This window comes from Micromonospora ureilytica (assembly GCF_015751765.1).
Classification (GTDB): domain Bacteria; phylum Actinomycetota; class Actinomycetes; order Mycobacteriales; family Micromonosporaceae; genus Micromonospora; species Micromonospora ureilytica.
Genome location: NZ_JADOTX010000001.1, coordinates 6,159,449 through 6,176,971, shown reverse-complemented (window position 1 = coordinate 6,176,971; position 17,523 = coordinate 6,159,449). Strand labels below are relative to the sequence as shown.

Below are 17,523 nucleotides of genomic sequence, written 5' to 3'. Positions count from 1 at the left end.
CGGATCAAGCACCCCTGACGGGTCGAGAGTCCGCGCCCCTTCCCTCCCCCACCCGCTTTGACACGTAGGTGTCAACCGACCCCGGGAGCCCTGCCATGGATCTCACGGACACCATCGAACTGCCCCCGCAGCCAGACGCGCCGCAGACGGTGCCGGTCGGCGCGGGCCTGTCCATCTTCGACCCGGTCTTCCTCGGCATTGACGAGTTCGGCCACCCGGCCTACCTGCCGATGATCTACCGCAACATCCTCATCGGCGGTGAACCCGGCGCGGGCAAGTCCAGCCTGTTGAACACCATCGTCGGGCACGCGGCCCTGTGCCCGGACGTTCGGCTGTGCCTGCTGGATGGCAAGCAGGTCGAGCTGGGTTTGTGGAAGGACGCCGCCGACGTGTTCGTCGGCCCCGACATCGACCACGCCATCCGCACCCTGCGCCGCGTCCAGACGGTGATGGACAACCGGTATGCGTTCCTGCTGTCGCACCGCCGCCGGAAGATCGGCCCGAACGACCTGTTCGGTCAGATCCTCGTGGCCTGCGACGAGATCGCGTACTTCTCCGCCACCGCCGGAGACAAGAAAGACCAGGACCTGTTCGCCGCGCTGCTGCGCGACATCGTCGCCCGGGGCCGCGCCGTCGGCATCATCGTCGCCGCCGCGACTCAACGCCCGTCCTCAGACATCATCCCGCCGTCACTGCGGGACCTGTTCGCGTGGCGCTTCGCCGGCCGCTGCACCAACGACGTGTCCTCCGACATCGTGCTCGGACACGGCTGGTACGCCCGCGGCTTCTCCTCCAACAGCATCGACCCGAACAACCAGGGCGAGGGCTACCTCATCGCCGAAGGCGGCATCCCCAACCGCGTGAAAGCCGCCTACATGACCGACGCCGACATCATCCGCGTCGCCGACTACGCCACCTGGACCCGCCGCCGCTCCGGCCTCGTCGCCCCCGCTGACCTGCGGACAGCGGCATGAGCACCACGACCGCCACCCCGACCCGCGTCCTGGACCTCGTGCTCATCGGGACCGGCGAAGACATCGCCGCCCTGACCGCCATCGCCCGACACGCGGGCGCCCTGGTCTTCCGCTCCGCACCCGCCCTTGCCAGCGACGGCAGGCAACGGGTGATCCTCCGGCTCCACCTGCACCACCGATAGAAGCGACCGACGGCCCGGACCAAGCCCTGGAAAGCGAACCCGGACCGCCGGCCCAACCACCGCCCACGAAAGGACGTGGCCGCCATGAACCCTACCCAAAAACAGCCCACCACCCCCGCCGCGCTGGCCGACCTGACCCCGGCCGACACCCTGCGCTGCGCCGCCCGCTACCTCGAACTTCGAGGCTGGACCCAGGGCGACCCCTACGAGCTGGGCGAGCACGACTCGTTTCCGCCGGCCTGCACCCTCGGTGCCATCACCATGGCCGTCTACGGCCACCTCGCCAGCATCGAAGACCAGCAGGACGGCGACGACGCCTCTGCGACCCTGCGAGACGCCACAGTCCGCTGCCTGGCTGACTTCCTCTGGCAAGACGGGCGCGTGCCCGACTTCGACGCCACCAGCGGCTCCTGGTACTCCAGCAGCGAGGTCGTGTCGGACTGGAACGACGACGCCTCCCAAACCCTGCCCGATGTCCTGGACATCCTGCGCGCCTGCGCCGAGGACTACGACTGGACCCACGCCACCGAAGACGACCTCGAAACCTACGCGGAGCACGAGTACAGCCAGGAACGGCTGCCGACCCGCGCCGGGTTCCTCGTCTGGCGGGCTGCCCGATGAGCAGCGTCTCCGCGTTGCCGACCGGCAACGTTCACGCCGTCCTCGACCGTGCCGCCCTCTACCTGGGCCGCTACGGCTGGACCCCGACCGGCCTCTACGACGCCCACGACGCCTGCCCGGCGAAGTGCGCCTGTCACCGCACCGGCACCTACCCGGCGTCGGTCCTCGGCGCGATCCGGGCCGCCGTGTTCGGCCGCCCCCGCTGGTACTTGACCGGCATCACCGACGCCGAGCAGCGCGCCTACAGCGCCGCCGTCGAGTGGTTCAACACCTACCTCATCGCCGTGGGCCACGCCGGCCTTCACGCCCCGGTCTTCGACTGGGAAACCCTGCCCGGCCGCACCCCGGCCGACGTCATCGAGGCGCTGTGCGCCGCCGCCATCGCCTACCGCCGACACACCATCCGGAGGGCCGCATGAGCACCGCCGCCCAGATCACCGACGTGACACGTACGTGTCAAGACTCCGTCTCTACCGCCGCACTCGTCGGCGCGCTTGAAGCCGCCTGGTCGGCCATCCGCGCCCAGCACACCGAAGTCCCGGCCGCTGTTCTCGTGGTCGGCTCCGGCTCTCCCACCAAGCCCAGTCAGAGCATGAAGTGGGGCCACTTCGCCGCCCTGCGCTGGCAAGCCGGCGACACCCAGCTACCCGAAATCCTCATCTCCGGTGAAGGGCTCTCCCGCGAACCGGAAGCCGTGTTCACCACGCTCCTGCACGAAGCAACCCACGCCCTCGCCGACGTGCGAGGCATCCAGGACACCTCCCGGCAGGGCCGCTGGCACAACAAGAAGTTCGCCACCCTCGCCGCCGAACTCGGCCTGTCCACGACCAAGGACGACAAGCTCGGCTACTCGCCCTGCACCCTGACCGACCTCACCCGCGCCCGCTACCGGCCCTCCATTGCCGGCCTCTCCGTGGCGCTGCGCTTCTACCGCCACCCCGAACCGACCGGGGAAGGCAAGACCCGCACGAACAACAACAACGGCGTCTCGTGCGAATGCGAGTGCCCCCGCAAGCTGCGCATCTCCAAGGCCGCCTTCGAGGAAGGCCCGATTGTCTGCGCCCTGTGCGCGGCGGCGTTCCTGCCCGAGGACATCGACCGCGACGCCTACGAACACCCCACCTTCGCCACCGGCAGCGCTCCTGCCGGCGACGACCACGACCAGGACCAGGCCGACGACGACTCGGAGGACCCGATGGTGTTCTACGACCCGACCGGCGAGCGCTACGGCCTGCCGACCTACCCCTACAAGTTCGCCCCCGGCGACCTGCTGACCCGCCGGCAACTCCGTGCCCGCGACCTGCGCCCCGGCGGCCAAGACCCCGCCGCGCAGATCCTCTGGCGTCGCGGCAAGCGCATCGCCTACCTGTACCGGCTCGACCTCGCCGTCCCGAAGCGGACCGCGACCCCCGCCCAGTTGGCGGCCATCGACAAGGCGCTCACCGCCCGGCGTACCTGCCCCGACTGCGGCCAGGTCAAGCCCTACTACATCCCCCGCCGAACCGGCTCCTGCTTCGACTGCACCCCTGGAGGTTCCCTGTGACCACGACGACTCCTGTCACCTACACCCACCCGAGTGTCTTGGCCGGTATCGCTGCCGGCGCTGACTGGGCCGATCCCACCATGGACCCTGCCCTCATCGACTGGACGACCCGGCAAGCCCACGCCGCCATCCCGTTCAGCGTCATCGACGGCCGACCCGTCAACCCCTGCCAGCAGACCACCGTCCGCTACGGCCGCAACGAACTCGGCCACTGGGGCGAACAGCTCTGCGCCGACGCCCTCGTCTCTCTGACCGACACCAGCGGCCACCGCTGGATCCTCCTGATTGAACGCGCCGACGGCCACGGCTGGGCACTGCCCGGCGGATACGTCGACACCGGCGAAACCCCCGGCCACGCTGCCGCCCGTGAACTGGCCGAAGAAACCGGCCTCACCATCCCCCACGCCACCTGGGCCATCGAGCCTCCGCGCTACGTGCCCGACCCGCGCGCCTCCGATGAGGCATGGATGGTCACCGTCCTCGCCCGCACCCACCTCGGCACCTACCCCGCCGACGCCTTCCCGGCCATCGCCCACGCCGACGACGCGGCACAAGCCGCCTGGGTCCGCGCCGACACCTACGACGCGCTCACCACCCACCTGCCCTGCTGCGACATCTTCGCCGCCCACCGACCCCTACTCACCTCGGCCCTCAACCCGGCCAACCACTGACCCGAAAGGACACCACCATGCACCGCTACTACGTCTCGTTCAGCTACCAGGCCCCGCAGGGCTTCGCCATCGCCTCCCTCGACATCACCGCCCGGCAGCGCATCACCACCGCCGACGAACTCGCCCCCATCACCGCCGACCTCATCGGCCGGGGTTACCACTCCGCCAAGATCCTGGCGTTCTCCCTCTACGCCAACCCCCAGCGCGAGGACACCGCCTCCCGCCCCAACCCGAACTCGAACCGCGATGCCCGTCGCGACCCCCACACCCCGCCTCGGCCCACGACCCGAGGACGGCGGTCATGACCGCACCCACGCCCAAGTCCCCCTTCATCGCACGTCTTCAGGACGGCGTCCTGGTCCTCATCGTGCTTCTCGTCGGTGCCATGGCTGGTGCCGCCTCGTTCAACCACGTCCACGACTGGACCATCAGCAACAGCCCCACCGGTACCGCTGACTGGTTCGGCTGGGCCAACGCGGTCATCACCGAACTCATCCCGATCGCCGCAATGATCGTCATCATCCGCCGCCGCAAAACTGGCGGCCCGATCGGCTATCCGATGTTCCTGCTCATCGCCGCTGTCGGACTGTCCCTGACCGCACAGTTGGCCGTCGCCAAGCCCACCGTCTTCGGATGGATGGTCTCAGCGCTGCCCGCGCTGGCCTTCTTCGCCCTGTCCAAGCTCGTCTTCACCGCAACCCGGCCCACCAACCATGTCCCGGCACCCGTGCCGGCCACCTCCGCCCCGGCGTCGTCACCCGACATCACCGCCGACGCGAAGGTCCGCCCGGCAGCTGCGACCACGGCCACCGCACCCACCGAAGAGATCACAACTGACGAGCCCGCGACTGAGGCGAAGAAGAACACCCCCGCGATCGCAGCACCGCAGACCACCCCCACCGAGGACATCCCGGCCCCGGCGACCCCGCCGGCTGCACCCGCCATTCCAGCGGTCAAGCCCGCCCCGGCGCTGCTCTCAGGTGCCCGGATCGTCGCCGACGCCCACGCGAAAGCCCACGGTGAACCCATCACCCCCGGCCAACTCGCTGTGCGACTGCGCGTCCCCACCCAAACCGCAGCCGACATCCTGATGGCCCTCACCACCCAACCGACCATCAACGACAAGCACCACAACGGCACCGCTGTTGGAGCCTCTGCGTGACCTCCTCGACGCTGCCTCTCGCGCCCGAAACCACCACGGTTTCGGGCACGGGAGCCTCCGCTGTAGCAGGAAACGACTACTGGCCCTGGGCCACGCCCACCCGCACCACCCGCAACCGCGCCGCCGACGGGTGGGTACGCGGCCACGACCCCCGCACCGTCGCCTCCGGTCGTGCCCGCGCCCAAGACCCCGACTACTCCGAATGGCTCGGCCATGTCCGCGCCGCCTCGGCGTGCAAGCACCCCATCCGGCTGGCTGGGCAGATCCACGTCAACGACGCTGACGGCAACCGGATGGCGACCGTCGACACCGAGGACATGCCCGACGGGGCGATCTACACCCCGTGCGGTAACCGCCGCGCTGCGGTTTGCCCGTCCTGCGCGGAGCTGTACCGCCGTGACACCTACCACCTGATCAAAGCTGGGCTCCAGGGCGACCGGTGGGGACTACCCCCGCTGGACGAGCACATCGCCATTTTCCTGACCGCTACCGCCCCCTCGTTCGGGCCGGTGCACCACCGGGTGGTGAAGGTGCACTCCGCGGACTGCCGGAAGAAGGACGGCTGCACCTGCCGGCCCTCGGTGTGCCACCGCTTCGGCGGGGCCTGCCCTCACGGCCAGGAGCTGCGCTGCGGCCAGCGCCATAAGGCCGCAGATACCCAGCTCGGGCAACCGTTGTGCATGGACTGCTACGACCACGTCGGCCAGGTCGTGTGGAACCACGAGGCACCCGAGTTGTGGCGCCGCACCATCCAGCAAGCCGACCGGGAGCTACGCCGTCTCGGCCGGGCACACGGCGTTGACTTGCGTCGCCGCTACATCAAGGTCTACGAATTCCAGGTACGCGGCGTCATCCACTACCACGCCCTGATCCGCCTCGACGGCTACAACCCCGACTGCCCTGAGGCGATCGTGCCGCCACCACGCGTCATCACTCGGGACATGTTCGAGCACGCCGTCCGGGCCGCGTTCGTGAAGACCGCCTACACCTCCGCACCGCACCCCGCCAACGGTCGGCAGGGCTGGCACATCGCGTGGGGGGACAAGGGCCTGGACCTCAAGCACGTCAACGCACCCGGCACTGAGGTCAACCTCGCCCAGATCACCGGCTACATCGCCAAGTACGTCACCAAGAGCACCGAGGTAACGGGCCTGAGCCTGCGCCGCGTCGACGACCTCTCCGTCGAAGTCCACGGCGACCCCGGCACCCACCTCGGCCGGCTGATCCGCGCCTGCTGGGACATTGGAGAGCACCCCGACTACGCGAGGCTTCGCCGTTGGGCGCACCAGCTCGGCTACGGCGGACACATCGCCACCAAGAGCCGCGCCTTCTCCGTCACCCTCGGCTTCCTCCGGTTGCAGCGCACCATCTGGCGGCGCACCGAGGGCCACCCGCACACCTGGGACGACGAACAGACCGAACGGGTCATCTACGAACTCGGCTACCAAGCCACCGGCTGGATCACCACCGGAGACGCCCTGCTCGCCAACACCGCCGCCGCCATGGCCCGCGCACAACACCTGGCCGGCATCGACGCCCTGGCCGACGAACTCGCCGCCGCTCGCGCGGTCCAACCCCTGGCCGCTTGACACGTACGTGTCAACGCCCGTGAAGCCGTTCCTTGACAACTCCACAGCGCACGCAACAACCCACCCACCCGTCACCCGGAAGGAGCGCCATGCCCACACGCCCCCGCCCCCTGGTCGCGGTCCGGCTTATCGGCCCGACCGCCGCCGTCACTGCTCACGCCGCCACCATCGCGGCGCAGCTCACCGCCTACTACGGCCGCGAGCGGGTCACCTGCCGCACCAGCACCCGCACCGCCGGCTACAGCGGCGAAAGCCGCGCCTACATCACCATCACCCGGAAGGAGCCCCGATGACCGCACCGCCTACACCCGAACCGCTCTGGGAAATCGAAGATGTCTCCGCATACCTGCGGGTGCCAGTGCAGACGCTCTACCAGTGGCGCAAACGCAAGTACGGCCCACCCGCCGCCCGGGTCGGCCGGCATCTGCGCTACGACCCGGCTTCGGTGCGCGCCTGGTTTACCGACCAGTCCAAGGCGGCCTGACATGGCCCACATCGTTGATCGCTGGTACAGGACGGTTGTCGGCCCGGATGGGAAGTCCCGGCAGGAACCAAAGCCAGAGTGCGGGCAGGGAATGCGCTACCGCGTTCGGTACCTCGCCCCTGACGGCAAAGAGAAATCGCAGTCGTTCCCCGACAAGAAGAAGCGCGACGCACAGGCATTCCTCGCCAACGTCCAGGCCGACATCCTCAAGGGCACCTACGTCGACCCCGACGCCGGTCGAACCACCTTCAAGCAGTACGCCGACGAATGGCTTGCCGCAGCGACCACCGACGTCCTCACCCGTGACCGCATCGAATACGAACTCCGGCTGCACGTGTACCCGGTCATGGGACACAAGCCGATCGCGTCCATTCAGCCGACGACGATCCGGGACTGGGCGCGGAAGATCCAGGAGAAGGGGCTGTCGGTGGGTTACCGGCGGGTCCTCTTCACCGATGTGTCGATGATTCTCAACGCGGCGGTGGACGACAAGAAGATCGTCAGCAACCCGTTCGCGGTCAAGAGCATCCGCCGACCGAAACCCGCTCCAACCAAAGTGGTGCCGTGGCCGGTCGCCCGGTTGACAGCATTCAGGGAGAACATGCGGCCTCGGTACCGGGTGGCGGTGGACCTGGGCGCGGGGTGTGGCCTACGGCAGGGTGAGATCTTCGCGGTCAGCCCCGTGGATCTCGACCCGACCCGCCCGGTCCTGCAAATCACTCGGCAGATCAAGTTGGTTCGTGGCTCACTGATCTTCGCCCCGCCGAAGGGGGGCAAGTCCCGCGAGGTCCCGTTGCCAGACTCGGTAGCCGGCCGGTTGAAGCAACACGCGCGAGACTGCCCGCCGGTCGCAGTGACCCTGCCGTGGGAGACGCTGACCGGCGAGCCGCGAACTGTAGAGCTGTACCTGACGACACCCGCCGCTCTGGCGCTCTCCCGCTCGATGTTCAACTCCGGCGTCTGGAAGCCCGCGATCCGGGCCACCGGCATCCCCGATGACCGACACAACGGCATGCACGTCCTGCGGCACACCTACGCCTCGGTCCTCCTGGACGCCGGAGAGAGCATCAAGGCGCTGTCGGCCTACCTGGGCCACGCGGACCCGGGCTTCACCCTCCGGACCTACACCCACCTACTGCCGGCCAGCGAGGATCGCACCCGCCGGGCCATCGACAAGGCACTCGGTGAGGACCAGGGCGGCGATGTTGCTCCGGAAGCCCTTGACGGCCTGGACACGGCATGATCATGGTTCATCGGCCCAGACAGCGGCTTGCTATGCAGGTCAGCAGCTATGCCGCTTCTACTTCCAGCGGAAGTGGACGAAGAGGCGGCCGAAGTTCTTCGAGTCCTTTTCCACGCGGTGGTAGAGCTGCTTGACGTCCTTCTGGTCGAGGAACCGCAGCACCCGCTTCTTGAGCTGGCCGGACCCCTTGCCGGGGATGATCTCGACGAGGGTGGCCTTCTTCGCCACCGCCTCGTCCATGATCCCGCGCAACGCGCGGTCGATGTCCTGGCCCTTGTTGAAGATCTCGTGCAGGTCCAGCTTGAGCTTCATGCCGCAGCCCCCGGCCGGTCAGGTCCCATGTCCGCCATCCTAGGCATGTCCGGCAGGTCGCCCGACGACGATGGGGCGGCCCCGAAGGACCGCCCCTGTCATGGAACTGCGCACGCTCAGCGCCGGCCGCCGAGGCGGGTCTCCACCCGCTCCAGCGCGGCCCGATAGTCGTCGTTGGCCGCGTACATCGCGGAGGCGATCCGCAGGTGCCGCAGCGCGTCGTTGTGCCGGTTCAGCCGTTCCAGCGTCCGACCGAGCACGTGGTGCGCGTAGTGGTCGCTCGGGTCCCGCTCGATCAACTCGCGCAGGTGCTCCTCGGCCCGGTTGAGCTGGGCCGACTGGAAGTACGCCCGGGCCAGCAACTGCCGAACGGCGGCGTTGCCGGGTTCGGCGTCGATGATCGGCTCCAGCAGTCGGGCTGCTCCGCTGGGGTCACCGGTCTCGAAGAACATGGTCGCCCGCCGGTAGTCCGCCAGAAGATCCATCTGCCACCTCCTCGGGTCGCACCGTCACCTGTTCCGACGCTGGCACAACACCGGGCGTTTGGCGACTGTTCCCGCGGTCGAGATCAGGTCACTTCCGGCCGCCGAACGCCGCCGACGGGTGCCGACGAACGCCGCCGACGGGTGCCGCCGAACGCCGCCGACGAGTGCCGACGGGTCAGGTGCGGGCGCCCCGGCGTCCGGCGGCGAGTTCCCAGGCGCGGACACCGCCGACGATTCCGGCGGTGTTCGGCACCACCACCACGTCGTCGCCCATCCGGGCCAGTTGCTCGGGCCGGATCAGTCGGGAGTTGCCCCCGCCCAGGTAGAGCCGGTCCCAGCGGAACACCGGGCGGAGCCCGTCCACCACCTGCCGGATCCGACGGGACCAGAAGGCGTCACCGAGCCGCCGCCGTTCCGGCTCGCCGACGTACGTGTCGTAGGTGGTGCCCCAGCGCACCGGCGCGTGCGACAGCTCCAGGTGCGGTGCAAGCACCCCGCCGTCGAAGAGCGCGCTGCCCAGCCCCGTTCCCAGGGTGAGCACCAGCTCACAGCCGGTGCCGGCAACCACTCCGGCGCCGTGCACCTCGGCGTCGTTGAGCACCAACGCCGGCACCCCGAACGCGTCGGCCAACGCGCCGCGCGCGTCCCAGCCGGACCACTCAGCTTGCAGGTCCGGGTCGACCCGGCTGCGCGGGCCGCTGCGGGTGACGTAGTGCGGCGTGCTCACGACCACTCCGTGCCGGATCATCCCGGGTACGCCGACCGTGAGTCGGTCCGCCGTTGGCAGGCGCCCGCCCAGATCCACCAGGGTCCGGACAAACAACGCGGGCGGCAACGGGTACGGGGTCGGCACCCGCAACGGCCGGGCCCGCATCGTTCCCGCCTCGTCGAGCACGGACGCCTTGATGCCCCCGCCGCCACAGTCGATCGCCAGTGTGGTCACCACGTCGTTGAGTCTGCCCGCTGCCGGCCGGTCGTATGCGCGGGGCCGGATAGGCTGCCGTCCTGATGAGCGCCACGATGATCGTCAAGGACCTGGCCGCCGGGCACGGCGACCGCCCGCTCTTCGCCGGATTGGACCTGGTGGTCGCCCCCGGTGACGTGGTCGGGCTGGTCGGGCCGAACGGGGCCGGCAAGTCGACGCTGCTGCGTACCCTCGCCGGGTTGTTGCCGGTCGAGGCCGGCAGCGTGCGGCTCAGCCCGCCCACTGCGAGCGTCGGGCACCTGCCGCAGGAGCCGGAACGGCGACCGGGCGAGACGGTACGGGACTTCCTGGCCCGCAGGACCGGGGTGACCGCCGCCCAGGCGGCGTTGGACGCGGCGACCGAGGCGCTGACCGCCGGGGCGGCCGGTGCCGACGACGCGTACGGCGACGCGCTGGAGCGCTGGCTCGCCCTGGGCGGCGCGGACCTGGACGAACGCGCCGAGCAGGTGAGCGCCGACCTGGGGCTCGCGGTCGACCTGGATCACCCAACGACCGGGCTCTCCGGCGGCCAGGCGGCCCGGGCCGGGCTCGCGTCGCTGCTGCTCAGCCGGTACGACGTGTTCCTGCTCGACGAGCCGACCAACGACCTGGACCTGGCCGGGTTGGAGCGGCTGGAGGAGTTCGTCACCGGGTTGCGGGCCGGCACGGTGCTGGTCAGCCACGACCGGGAGTTCCTCACCCGGACCGTGACCCGGGTGCTGGAGCTGGACCTGGCGCAGCAGCAGGTGAACCACTACGGCGGCGGCTACGCGGCCTACCTGGAGGAGCGGGAGGTGGCCCGCCGGCACGCCCGCGCGGACTTCGAGGAGTACGCCGACACCAAGGCTGGGCTGGAGGCACGGGCCCGCACCCAGCGTGGGTGGATGGAGAAGGGCGTGAAGAACGCCCGCCGCAAGGCCACCGACAACGACAAGATCGGCCGCAAGTTCCGCGCCGAGTCGAGTGAGAAGCAGGCCGCGAAGGCCAAGCAGACCGAACGGCTGATCGAACGGCTCGACGTGGTCGAGGAGCCCCGCAAAGAGTGGGAGCTGCGGATGGAGATCGCCGCCGCGCCCCGCGCCGGCGCCGTCGTGGCCACGCTGCGCTCCGCGGTGGTACGCCGGGGAGGCTTCACCCTCGGGCCGGTCGACCTCCAGATCGACTGGGCGGACCGGGTCGCGGTGACCGGGGCGAACGGTTCGGGCAAGTCCACCCTGTTGGCCGCATTGCTGGGCCGGCTGCCGTTGGACGCCGGCACCGCCTCGCTCGGGCCCGGCGTGGTGGTCGGCGAGGTGGACCAGGCCCGCGGGCTGTTCCTCGGCGACGTACCGCTGATCGACGCGTTCGAGGCGGCCGTACCCCAGCTGTCGCCGGCGGACGCGCGGACGCTGCTGGCGAAGTTCGGCCTGCGGGCGGCGCACGTGCCCCGGCCGGCGGCCACCCTCTCCCCCGGTGAGCGGACCCGGGCGGCGCTGGCCCTGTTGCAGGGCCGTGGGGTCAACCTGCTGGTGCTGGACGAGCCCACCAACCACCTGGACCTGCCCGCCATCGAGCAGCTCGAATCGGCGCTGGCCAGCTACCCCGGAACGCTGCTGTTGGTCACCCACGACCGGCGGATGCTGGCGGCCATCGAGACCAACCGGCGACTGCGGGTCGACGCCGGGCGGATCGCCGAGGATTGATCCGTGCCCGTTGGCGGGCGCGGGGTGAGAATGACGCCATGCTCAAGTGGGAGTACGCCCTGCTGGTCCGCCGCCGCCAGGCGGCGACCAACGACCTCGGCTGGGAGGTCGTCTTCGTCTGGTACGGGCCGGACGGCTCGATGGTCGACGTGACGCCGTACGGCGACACCTCGCTGGCCCACCTGAACCGGGCCGGCGACCAGGGTTGGGAGTTGGTCGCGATGAGCGAGGACCCGTCCCTACCCGGCAACCACGAACTGCACCGCTACCACCTCAAGCGGCCGAAGCCCGCCGACCCGCCACCTCGCCAGCGGATGCGCGGGGGCCGCCGCACCCTCTCCGGCTGACCCGACCGCGCCGGCCGCCGCACCCTCTCCGGCTGGACCCGACCGCGCCGGGCCGACTGCGGTGGCATGAGCCGAGTTGGTCGTTCGCGGCTCGGCCCGTGCGGAGCCGATGTCTGCGTTGAGCCTGATGCCACAGAGTCATCTTGATGCCTGTGTGGCATCACGATGACTGCGGTCCTGCCCCGCAGCCTGCGACACGTCCATCGGCCGGCCGCACCCCGCGTCGGCGAGGAGGTGGACGAGGTGGGCATAACGGGCGCGATTGCGGGTAACGCGCGGCGGGAGGTGGCCCGAATGGTCGCTTTGGCACAGACTCCGCCCTCGGCCGACCGGCTGCGGGCGATCGACGAATTCCTCGCCCAGGCATGGGCGGACCAGGTCCGCCACGATGATCGGTTGCGGGACCTGGCGGTCGAGGTGCGATTCGACCGGGGGGTGGCCCACCTGGGCGGTGACGTGGCCGAGCCCGCTCAGCTACGGCTGGTACGGAGCCTGGTGGGACAGCTGGCAGGCGTCTACGGCGTCTGGTGCCGGGTCGGCATCGGCGGGCGGGCGCCGGTGGTCGTGGACCTCGGCTGTGGGCCGACCAAGCAGTGGTCGAGCAACCTGGGGCTGGACAAGTACCCGGCGCCCGGCGTGGACGCCGTCGCGGACCTGTCCGGCTCACTGCCGCTCGCCGACAACTCGGTGGACGTCCTCTTCGCGGTGCACATCCTGGAGCACCTGATCGACTTCCTGCCGCTTGTCGACGAGTGCCATCGGGTGCTCCGCCCCGGTGGCGTGCTGCACGTGATGAGCCCGTGGTGGGGGCATGTGAACGCGGTGGCCGACCCGACCCACGTTCGGCTGATGGACGTGCAGACGTTCAAGGGGATCTGTCAGCTCCGGCCACCGGGCGCGCCGCGGTGGTACCCGCTGCACGCGGGCTGCGACGGCGCCTCGATCTTCGCCGACCTGACCCCCCTCCCCCCAGACGCCGACCCGGCACCCCAGTCCCACCTGGCCCGCTTCTTCGACTAACCCCCACCCACCCACCCACCCAATCCCGCGTTGATCATGAAGTTATTGCGGCGACACGCCGTCATTCATGGCAATAACTTCATGATCAACGCGAGGGTCGGGTGGGGTCAGCTGTCGGCGGTCGGCTCGCGGGGGGCCGGGGCGACCGCCGGTTCGTGTTGGGCCAGCCGGTTGCGGCGGTAGCCGTAGCCGAAGTAGATCACCGCGCCGAGCAGCATCCAGGCCAGGAACCGCAGCCAGGTCTCCACCGACAGGTTGAGCATCAGGTAGAAGCAGGCCAGCGCCGAGACGATCGGCAGCACCGGTGAGAACGGCACCCGGAACGGCCGCTCCAGGTCCGGGCGCTTGCGGCGCAGGATCGGCACCGCCACCGACACCAGGACGAACGCGCAGAGCGCGCCGATGCTGACCAGGTCGGCCAGCGCGGACAGCGGCAGGAAGCCGGCCAGCAGCGCGACCGCCACCGTCATGATCGCCGAGATCCGGTACGGGGTGCCCCAGCGCGGATGCACCTTCGCGATCGAGGGCGGGATCAACCCGTCCCGGGCGATGGCGAAGCCGATCCGGCCCATCGCCACCAGGTCGACCAGGATGACGCTGGTCAGGCCCGCGACCGCGGCGATGGAGACCAGCACGGCCGCCCAGCCCGCGCCGACCGACTCGAAGGCCGAGGCGATCGGGGCGCCCCGGTCGATCTCGGTGTACGGCACCATCCCGACCACCACCAGCGAGACGCCGATGTAGAGCACTGTGGAGATCAGCAGCGTGCCGAGCAGACCCAGGGTGAGGTCCCGCTTGGGCTTTTTCGTCTCCTCGCCCAGGTTGGCCACGGCCTCGAAGCCGGTGTACGCGAAGAAGACCACGGCGGCGGCGCTGAGCACCCCGACGAAGCCGAAGACTGACGGCTCCAGTCCGAAGAGCGCCTGCGTGACAGGTTGCTTGATGCCGTCGTCGCCGCTCCCGGCGGGCTCGGCCGGCGGGATGAACGGGGTGAGGTTCGCGGCCTTGACGAAGAACAGCCCGGCGACCACCACGAAGACGCAGATGGCGACCTTGACCAGCACCAGCAGGTTGGTGATTCGCGCGGATTCCCGGATGCCGACGATCGCCACGATGCCGAGGATCAGCACGATGGCGATGGCGCCCACGTTGACAGTGCTGCCCTCCTCGCCGAACCATCGGGTCGGCAGGTCGAGCAGTTCGGCGAGGTAGCCGGACCAGCCTCGGGCCACCACGGCGGCGCCGAGCGCGAACTCCAGCAGCAGGTCCCAGCCGATGATCCAGGCGACGATCTCGCCCATCGTCGCGTACGCGTAGGTGTAGGCGCTGCCGGCGGTCGGCACGCTGGAGGCCAGCTCGGCGTAGCAGAGGGCGGCGAGCAGGGCCACCACGCCGGCGATGGCGAAGGAGATCACCACGCCCGGCCCGGCGCTGTCCCGGGCCTCGATCCCGGTGAGCGTGAAGATGCCGGTGCCGATCACGATGCCGATGCCGAAGCCGGTGAGGTCGACCGCGCCGAGACGTCTCTTCAGCCCCAACTGGCCGTCGCTGCCGTCCGCCTCGCCCTGGGCTATCACGTCCTTGATTGGTTTTGTGCGCAGCACGGACACCCGGTCACCCCTCCCACCGCGCGACCACCTCCGTGGCGGCCGGTGACCGCCGTTGCTACCCAGCGGCGCGATTGGTCAACCACGAACTCTTGCGGCAACGGCCAGACTGTGAAAATTTCCTACCAGTAACGCGGACACCAGTGGCGAATCTTGCCGCGCGCCGCGCGAAACATCCGGGAGCCCCAACGAAGGGACACACCGCATGAAAACCGCACGACTCGGAGTCGCCGGGCTGGTCGCAGCCCTACTCGGCACGTTCGTCACCGCCACCTCCGCGAGCGCCGCACCCAGCGCGGCCGACACCACCACCGCCACCTGCGCCACCGACCCGGCCACCCCGAAGCGACAGTTCCGGGCCATGTGGATCTCATCGGTGGTCAACATCGACTGGCCCAGCAAGGCGTCCCAGACCAACCCGGACCGGATCGCGGCTCAGCAGGCCGAGTACCGCCAACTGCTCGACCTGGCCGGGCGACTGCACCACAACGCCGTCGTGGTGCAGGTCCGGCCCACCGCCGACGCGCTCTGGCCCTCGCCGTACGAGCCCTGGTCGGAATATCTGACCGGCGTACGCGGCCAGGACCCGGACTGGGACCCACTGGCCTTCCTGGTCGACGAGTCGCACAAGCGGAAGCTGGAGTTCCACGCCTGGTTCAACCCGTACCGCGTGTCCATGCCGGCCCCCGGCGGCGCCGGCGCGGACCTCGCCCAGCTCGCCCCCGGCCACCCGGCCCAGCAGCACCCCGACTGGACCTTCGCCTACCCACCTCCCGGTGTGGCCGGCAGCCGGCTCTACTACAACCCCGGGATCCCCGAGGTCCGCGAGTTCGTCCAGACGGCCATGATGGACGCGGTCAAGCGGTACGACATCGACGGCGTCCACTTCGACGACTACTTCTACCCCTACCCCAGCGGGACCTACCAGGTGCCGGACGACGCGACCTTCGCGGCCCACAACCGGGGCTTCACCGACCGGGCCGACTGGCGGCGGGACAACATCAACCTGCTGATCCAGGAGATGAATGGCAAGATCAAGGCGGCGAAGCCGTGGGTGAAGTTCGGTGTCAGTCCGTTCGGCATCTGGCGGAACAAGACCGCAGACCCGCTCGGCTCCGACACCACCGGCAGCCAGTCGTACGACATCATCTCCGCCGACACCCGCAAGTGGATCAAGCAGGAGTGGATCGACTACGTGGTGCCGCAGCTCTACTGGTACATCGGCCAGTACCCGGCGGCCGACTACGCGCGCCTCGTACCGTGGTGGGCCGAGACGGTGCGCGGCACCCGCGTACAGCTCTACATCGGGCAGGCCGACTACAAGAGCGGCGACCCGGCGTACGGGCCGTACTGGCAGAACCCCAGTGAGCTGTCCGACCACCTGACGCTCAATCGGTCGTACCCGGAGGTGCGGGGCAACGTGCACTTCTCCGCGGTGCAGGTGCGGGCCAACCGCCTCGGCGCCACCGACATCTACGCGGCCGAGCACTACTCCCGCCCGGCACTGGTGCCGGCCATGCCTCACCTGCCGGCCCGGCCGCTGCTCTTCCCGGTGGTCAGCAAGGCGACCCGGCAGGCCGACGGGGTCCGGCTCACCTGGCGGCAGCCCGCCGACGGCGTCGGCCCGCTCGGCACCGCCACCTCGTACGCGATCTACCGGTTCGACGGCACCACGCTGCCCGGCCGGTGCGCCACGGCCGACGCCGCGCACCTGATCGGCACCGTCCGGGCCACCCCCGGCGGCACACAGTCCTGGGTGGACACCTCGGCCGAGCCCGGCCGGCGCTACACCTACCAGCTGACAGCGCTGGACCGGTCGGCAAACGAGAGCCCCGCGAGCCCGCCGGCGTTCGTACTGCGCTGACCCGTTCTTCTAAATGCCCCGGACGCCCCGCGCGTCCGGGGCATTGGTCTGTTTCGACGCATGTCACCAATAGTTGGCGATGCGCATACCGTCCAGTTGATCAGCTGATCGACACTCATCGACATCCGGTAACCCGCCGGTAACATCCGTTCCACCCGCCCACCCCCGCGGAGGTAAACCGTGCCCCGACGTCTCGCCACCCTGCTCGCCTCGGGCGCGTTAGCGCTGCTCGCCACCCTCACCATCGCCTCCCCCGCCGCCGCCGTCACCCCCGCCCAACGGCTCTCCGTGCTGTCCAGTTGGACCCAGACCAGCGCATCCAGCTACAACTCGTGGAACAGCGCCCGGGTCAATCGGGCCCCCTGGGCCGAGTACAACTTCAACTGGTCCACCGACTACTGCTCGTCCAGCCCGGACAACCCGCTCGGGTTCACCTTCAACCTGGGCTGCTACCGACACGACTTCGGCTACCGCAACTACAAGGCCGTCGGCCAGTTCCCCGCCAACAAGTCCCGCGTCGACAGCGCCTTCTACGCGGACCTGAAGCGCGTCTGCACCACGTACAACTCGGTCGTCCGGCCGGCCTGCTACAGCCTGGCCTGGACCTACTACCAGGCGGTCAACATCTTCGGTTCGGTAGCGGCCGTTCAGCAGGCTGACATCGACCGCGCCGCCCAAATGAAGGCCCAAGCCGAAGCCAAAGCAGCAACCCGCTAACCCCCACCCCACCCCCGACCCCCACCCCCTAGCCAAACCCCGGTGATCATGGAGTT

21 protein-coding genes are annotated in these 17,523 nt (G+C 69.7%); 17 read left to right on the top strand and 4 right to left on the bottom strand.

What is annotated here, in order from left to right; genetic code table 11:
• Window positions 1-95: 95 nt before the first annotated feature.
• The 12 genes from IW248_RS28325 (at window position 96) to IW248_RS28270 (ending at window position 8,469) form a co-directional block, all read left to right on the top strand.
• Window positions 96-974 carry an FtsK/SpoIIIE domain-containing protein gene (locus IW248_RS28325; RefSeq protein WP_196929384.1) on the top strand — a complete coding sequence of 293 codons (879 nt, stop codon included), beginning with the start codon at window positions 96-98 and terminating at the stop codon, window positions 972-974.
• On the top strand, window positions 971-1,156 hold the full coding sequence (locus IW248_RS28320) for a hypothetical protein (protein WP_196929383.1): 186 nt from the start codon (window positions 971-973) through the stop codon (window positions 1,154-1,156). Before IW248_RS28325 ends, IW248_RS28320 begins: the two co-directional genes overlap by 4 nt.
• A gap of 84 nt (window positions 1,157-1,240) precedes the next feature.
• Window positions 1,241-1,777 (top strand): DUF6197 family protein, encoded by a 537-nt coding sequence (locus IW248_RS28315; RefSeq protein WP_196929382.1) that lies wholly within the window; start codon window positions 1,241-1,243, stop codon window positions 1,775-1,777.
• Window positions 1,774-2,196, top strand: a complete 423-nt coding sequence (locus IW248_RS28310) for a DUF6197 family protein (RefSeq protein ID WP_196929381.1) — start codon at window positions 1,774-1,776, stop codon at window positions 2,194-2,196. The genes IW248_RS28315 and IW248_RS28310 overlap by 4 nt, the downstream gene beginning before the upstream one ends.
• Window positions 2,197-2,972: 776 nt before the next feature.
• Window positions 2,973-3,320: an RRQRL motif-containing zinc-binding protein gene (locus tag IW248_RS28305; protein WP_196930398.1), complete on the top strand. Its 348-nt coding sequence runs from the start codon at window positions 2,973-2,975 to the stop codon at window positions 3,318-3,320.
• A gap of 80 nt (window positions 3,321-3,400) precedes the next feature.
• A complete protein-coding gene (locus IW248_RS28300; protein ID WP_196929380.1) occupies window positions 3,401-3,991 on the top strand; it encodes an NUDIX hydrolase in 591 nt (196 codons plus the stop codon).
• 17 nt (window positions 3,992-4,008) lie between these two features.
• Window positions 4,009-4,296: a hypothetical protein gene (locus IW248_RS28295; RefSeq protein ID WP_196929379.1), complete on the top strand. Its 288-nt coding sequence runs from the start codon at window positions 4,009-4,011 to the stop codon at window positions 4,294-4,296.
• Complete coding sequence (locus IW248_RS28290; RefSeq protein WP_231396469.1) at window positions 4,293-5,153, top strand: hypothetical protein; 861 nt, start codon at window positions 4,293-4,295, stop codon at window positions 5,151-5,153. Before IW248_RS28295 ends, IW248_RS28290 begins: the two co-directional genes overlap by 4 nt.
• A complete protein-coding gene (locus tag IW248_RS28285; protein WP_196929378.1) occupies window positions 5,150-6,742 on the top strand; it encodes a replication initiator in 1,593 nt (530 codons plus the stop codon). The genes IW248_RS28290 and IW248_RS28285 overlap by 4 nt, the downstream gene beginning before the upstream one ends.
• 89 nt (window positions 6,743-6,831) lie before the next feature.
• Window positions 6,832-7,035, top strand: coding sequence for a hypothetical protein (locus IW248_RS28280; protein ID WP_196929377.1), 204 nt, complete (start codon window positions 6,832-6,834; stop codon window positions 7,033-7,035).
• The gene (locus IW248_RS28275; RefSeq protein ID WP_196929376.1) at window positions 7,032-7,226 is read left to right on the top strand and encodes a helix-turn-helix domain-containing protein; all 195 of its coding nucleotides are present in this window, start codon (window positions 7,032-7,034) and stop codon (window positions 7,224-7,226) included. The genes IW248_RS28280 and IW248_RS28275 overlap by 4 nt, the downstream gene beginning before the upstream one ends.
• A 91-nt stretch (window positions 7,227-7,317) precedes the next feature.
• A complete protein-coding gene (locus IW248_RS28270) occupies window positions 7,318-8,469 on the top strand; it encodes a tyrosine-type recombinase/integrase (protein WP_231396468.1) in 1,152 nt (383 codons plus the stop codon).
• A gap of 57 nt (window positions 8,470-8,526) precedes the next feature.
• On the opposite strand, the gene IW248_RS28265 is transcribed toward IW248_RS28270, so the two are convergent.
• The 3 genes from IW248_RS28265 to IW248_RS28255 form a co-directional block, all read right to left on the bottom strand.
• The gene (locus tag IW248_RS28265) at window positions 8,527-8,781 is read right to left on the bottom strand and encodes a Smr/MutS family protein (protein ID WP_007465523.1); all 255 of its coding nucleotides are present in this window, start codon (window positions 8,779-8,781) and stop codon (window positions 8,527-8,529) included.
• Window positions 8,782-8,897: 116 nt separating this feature from the next.
• Window positions 8,898-9,266, bottom strand: a complete 369-nt coding sequence (locus IW248_RS28260; RefSeq protein ID WP_196929374.1) for a tetratricopeptide repeat protein — start codon at window positions 9,264-9,266, stop codon at window positions 8,898-8,900.
• Window positions 9,267-9,441: 175 nt separating this feature from the next.
• On the bottom strand, window positions 9,442-10,212 hold the full coding sequence (locus tag IW248_RS28255) for an ROK family protein (RefSeq protein ID WP_124822830.1): 771 nt from the start codon (window positions 10,210-10,212) through the stop codon (window positions 9,442-9,444).
• A gap of 62 nt (window positions 10,213-10,274) precedes the next feature.
• Here IW248_RS28255 and IW248_RS28250 point away from each other — a divergent pair, with 62 nt between their 5' ends.
• From IW248_RS28250 to IW248_RS28240, 3 genes are all read left to right on the top strand, one after another.
• A complete protein-coding gene (locus IW248_RS28250; protein WP_196929373.1) occupies window positions 10,275-11,912 on the top strand; it encodes an ABC-F family ATP-binding cassette domain-containing protein in 1,638 nt (545 codons plus the stop codon).
• A 38-nt stretch (window positions 11,913-11,950) separates the two neighbouring features.
• Window positions 11,951-12,259 (top strand): hypothetical protein, encoded by a 309-nt coding sequence (locus tag IW248_RS28245; RefSeq protein ID WP_124822832.1) that lies wholly within the window; start codon window positions 11,951-11,953, stop codon window positions 12,257-12,259.
• A gap of 294 nt (window positions 12,260-12,553) precedes the next feature.
• Entirely contained in the window at window positions 12,554-13,279 is a 726-nt protein-coding gene (locus IW248_RS28240) for a methyltransferase domain-containing protein (protein WP_196929372.1), read from the top strand.
• A gap of 107 nt (window positions 13,280-13,386) precedes the next feature.
• Here the strand turns inward: IW248_RS28240 and IW248_RS28235 are convergent, their stop codons facing one another.
• Window positions 13,387-14,889 (bottom strand): amino acid permease, encoded by a 1,503-nt coding sequence (locus IW248_RS28235; RefSeq protein ID WP_196929371.1) that lies wholly within the window; start codon window positions 14,887-14,889, stop codon window positions 13,387-13,389.
• Window positions 14,890-15,091: 202 nt separating this feature from the next.
• Here IW248_RS28235 and IW248_RS28230 point away from each other — a divergent pair, with 202 nt between their 5' ends.
• Complete coding sequence (locus tag IW248_RS28230) at window positions 15,092-16,750, top strand: glycoside hydrolase family 10-like protein (protein ID WP_196929370.1); 1,659 nt, start codon at window positions 15,092-15,094, stop codon at window positions 16,748-16,750.
• 180 nt (window positions 16,751-16,930) lie between these two features.
• Window positions 16,931-17,467 (top strand): phospholipase, encoded by a 537-nt coding sequence (locus tag IW248_RS28225; RefSeq protein WP_196929369.1) that lies wholly within the window; start codon window positions 16,931-16,933, stop codon window positions 17,465-17,467.
• Window positions 17,468-17,523 lie beyond the last annotated feature (56 nt).

Coding starts and splice junctions, on each gene's coding strand:
- IW248_RS28325 (WP_196929384.1), top strand. CDS start 96: ATGGATCTCACGGACACCATCGAACTGCCCCCGCAGCCAGACGCGCCG.
- IW248_RS28320 (WP_196929383.1), top strand. CDS start 971: ATGAGCACCACGACCGCCACCCCGACCCGCGTCCTGGACCTCGTGCTC.
- IW248_RS28315 (WP_196929382.1), top strand. CDS start 1,241: ATGAACCCTACCCAAAAACAGCCCACCACCCCCGCCGCGCTGGCCGAC.
- IW248_RS28310 (WP_196929381.1), top strand. CDS start 1,774: ATGAGCAGCGTCTCCGCGTTGCCGACCGGCAACGTTCACGCCGTCCTC.
- IW248_RS28305 (WP_196930398.1), top strand. CDS start 2,973: ATGGTGTTCTACGACCCGACCGGCGAGCGCTACGGCCTGCCGACCTAC.
- IW248_RS28300 (WP_196929380.1), top strand. CDS start 3,401: ATGGACCCTGCCCTCATCGACTGGACGACCCGGCAAGCCCACGCCGCC.
- IW248_RS28295 (WP_196929379.1), top strand. CDS start 4,009: ATGCACCGCTACTACGTCTCGTTCAGCTACCAGGCCCCGCAGGGCTTC.
- IW248_RS28290 (WP_231396469.1), top strand. CDS start 4,293: ATGACCGCACCCACGCCCAAGTCCCCCTTCATCGCACGTCTTCAGGAC.
- IW248_RS28280 (WP_196929377.1), top strand. CDS start 6,832: ATGCCCACACGCCCCCGCCCCCTGGTCGCGGTCCGGCTTATCGGCCCG.
- IW248_RS28275 (WP_196929376.1), top strand. CDS start 7,032: ATGACCGCACCGCCTACACCCGAACCGCTCTGGGAAATCGAAGATGTC.
- IW248_RS28270 (WP_231396468.1), top strand. CDS start 7,318: ATGCGCTACCGCGTTCGGTACCTCGCCCCTGACGGCAAAGAGAAATCG.
- IW248_RS28265 (WP_007465523.1), bottom strand. CDS start 8,781: ATGAAGCTCAAGCTGGACCTGCACGAGATCTTCAACAAGGGCCAGGAC.
- IW248_RS28260 (WP_196929374.1), bottom strand. CDS start 9,266: ATGGATCTTCTGGCGGACTACCGGCGGGCGACCATGTTCTTCGAGACC.
- IW248_RS28250 (WP_196929373.1), top strand. CDS start 10,275: ATGAGCGCCACGATGATCGTCAAGGACCTGGCCGCCGGGCACGGCGAC.
- IW248_RS28245 (WP_124822832.1), top strand. CDS start 11,951: ATGCTCAAGTGGGAGTACGCCCTGCTGGTCCGCCGCCGCCAGGCGGCG.
- IW248_RS28240 (WP_196929372.1), top strand. CDS start 12,554: ATGGTCGCTTTGGCACAGACTCCGCCCTCGGCCGACCGGCTGCGGGCG.
- IW248_RS28230 (WP_196929370.1), top strand. CDS start 15,092: ATGAAAACCGCACGACTCGGAGTCGCCGGGCTGGTCGCAGCCCTACTC.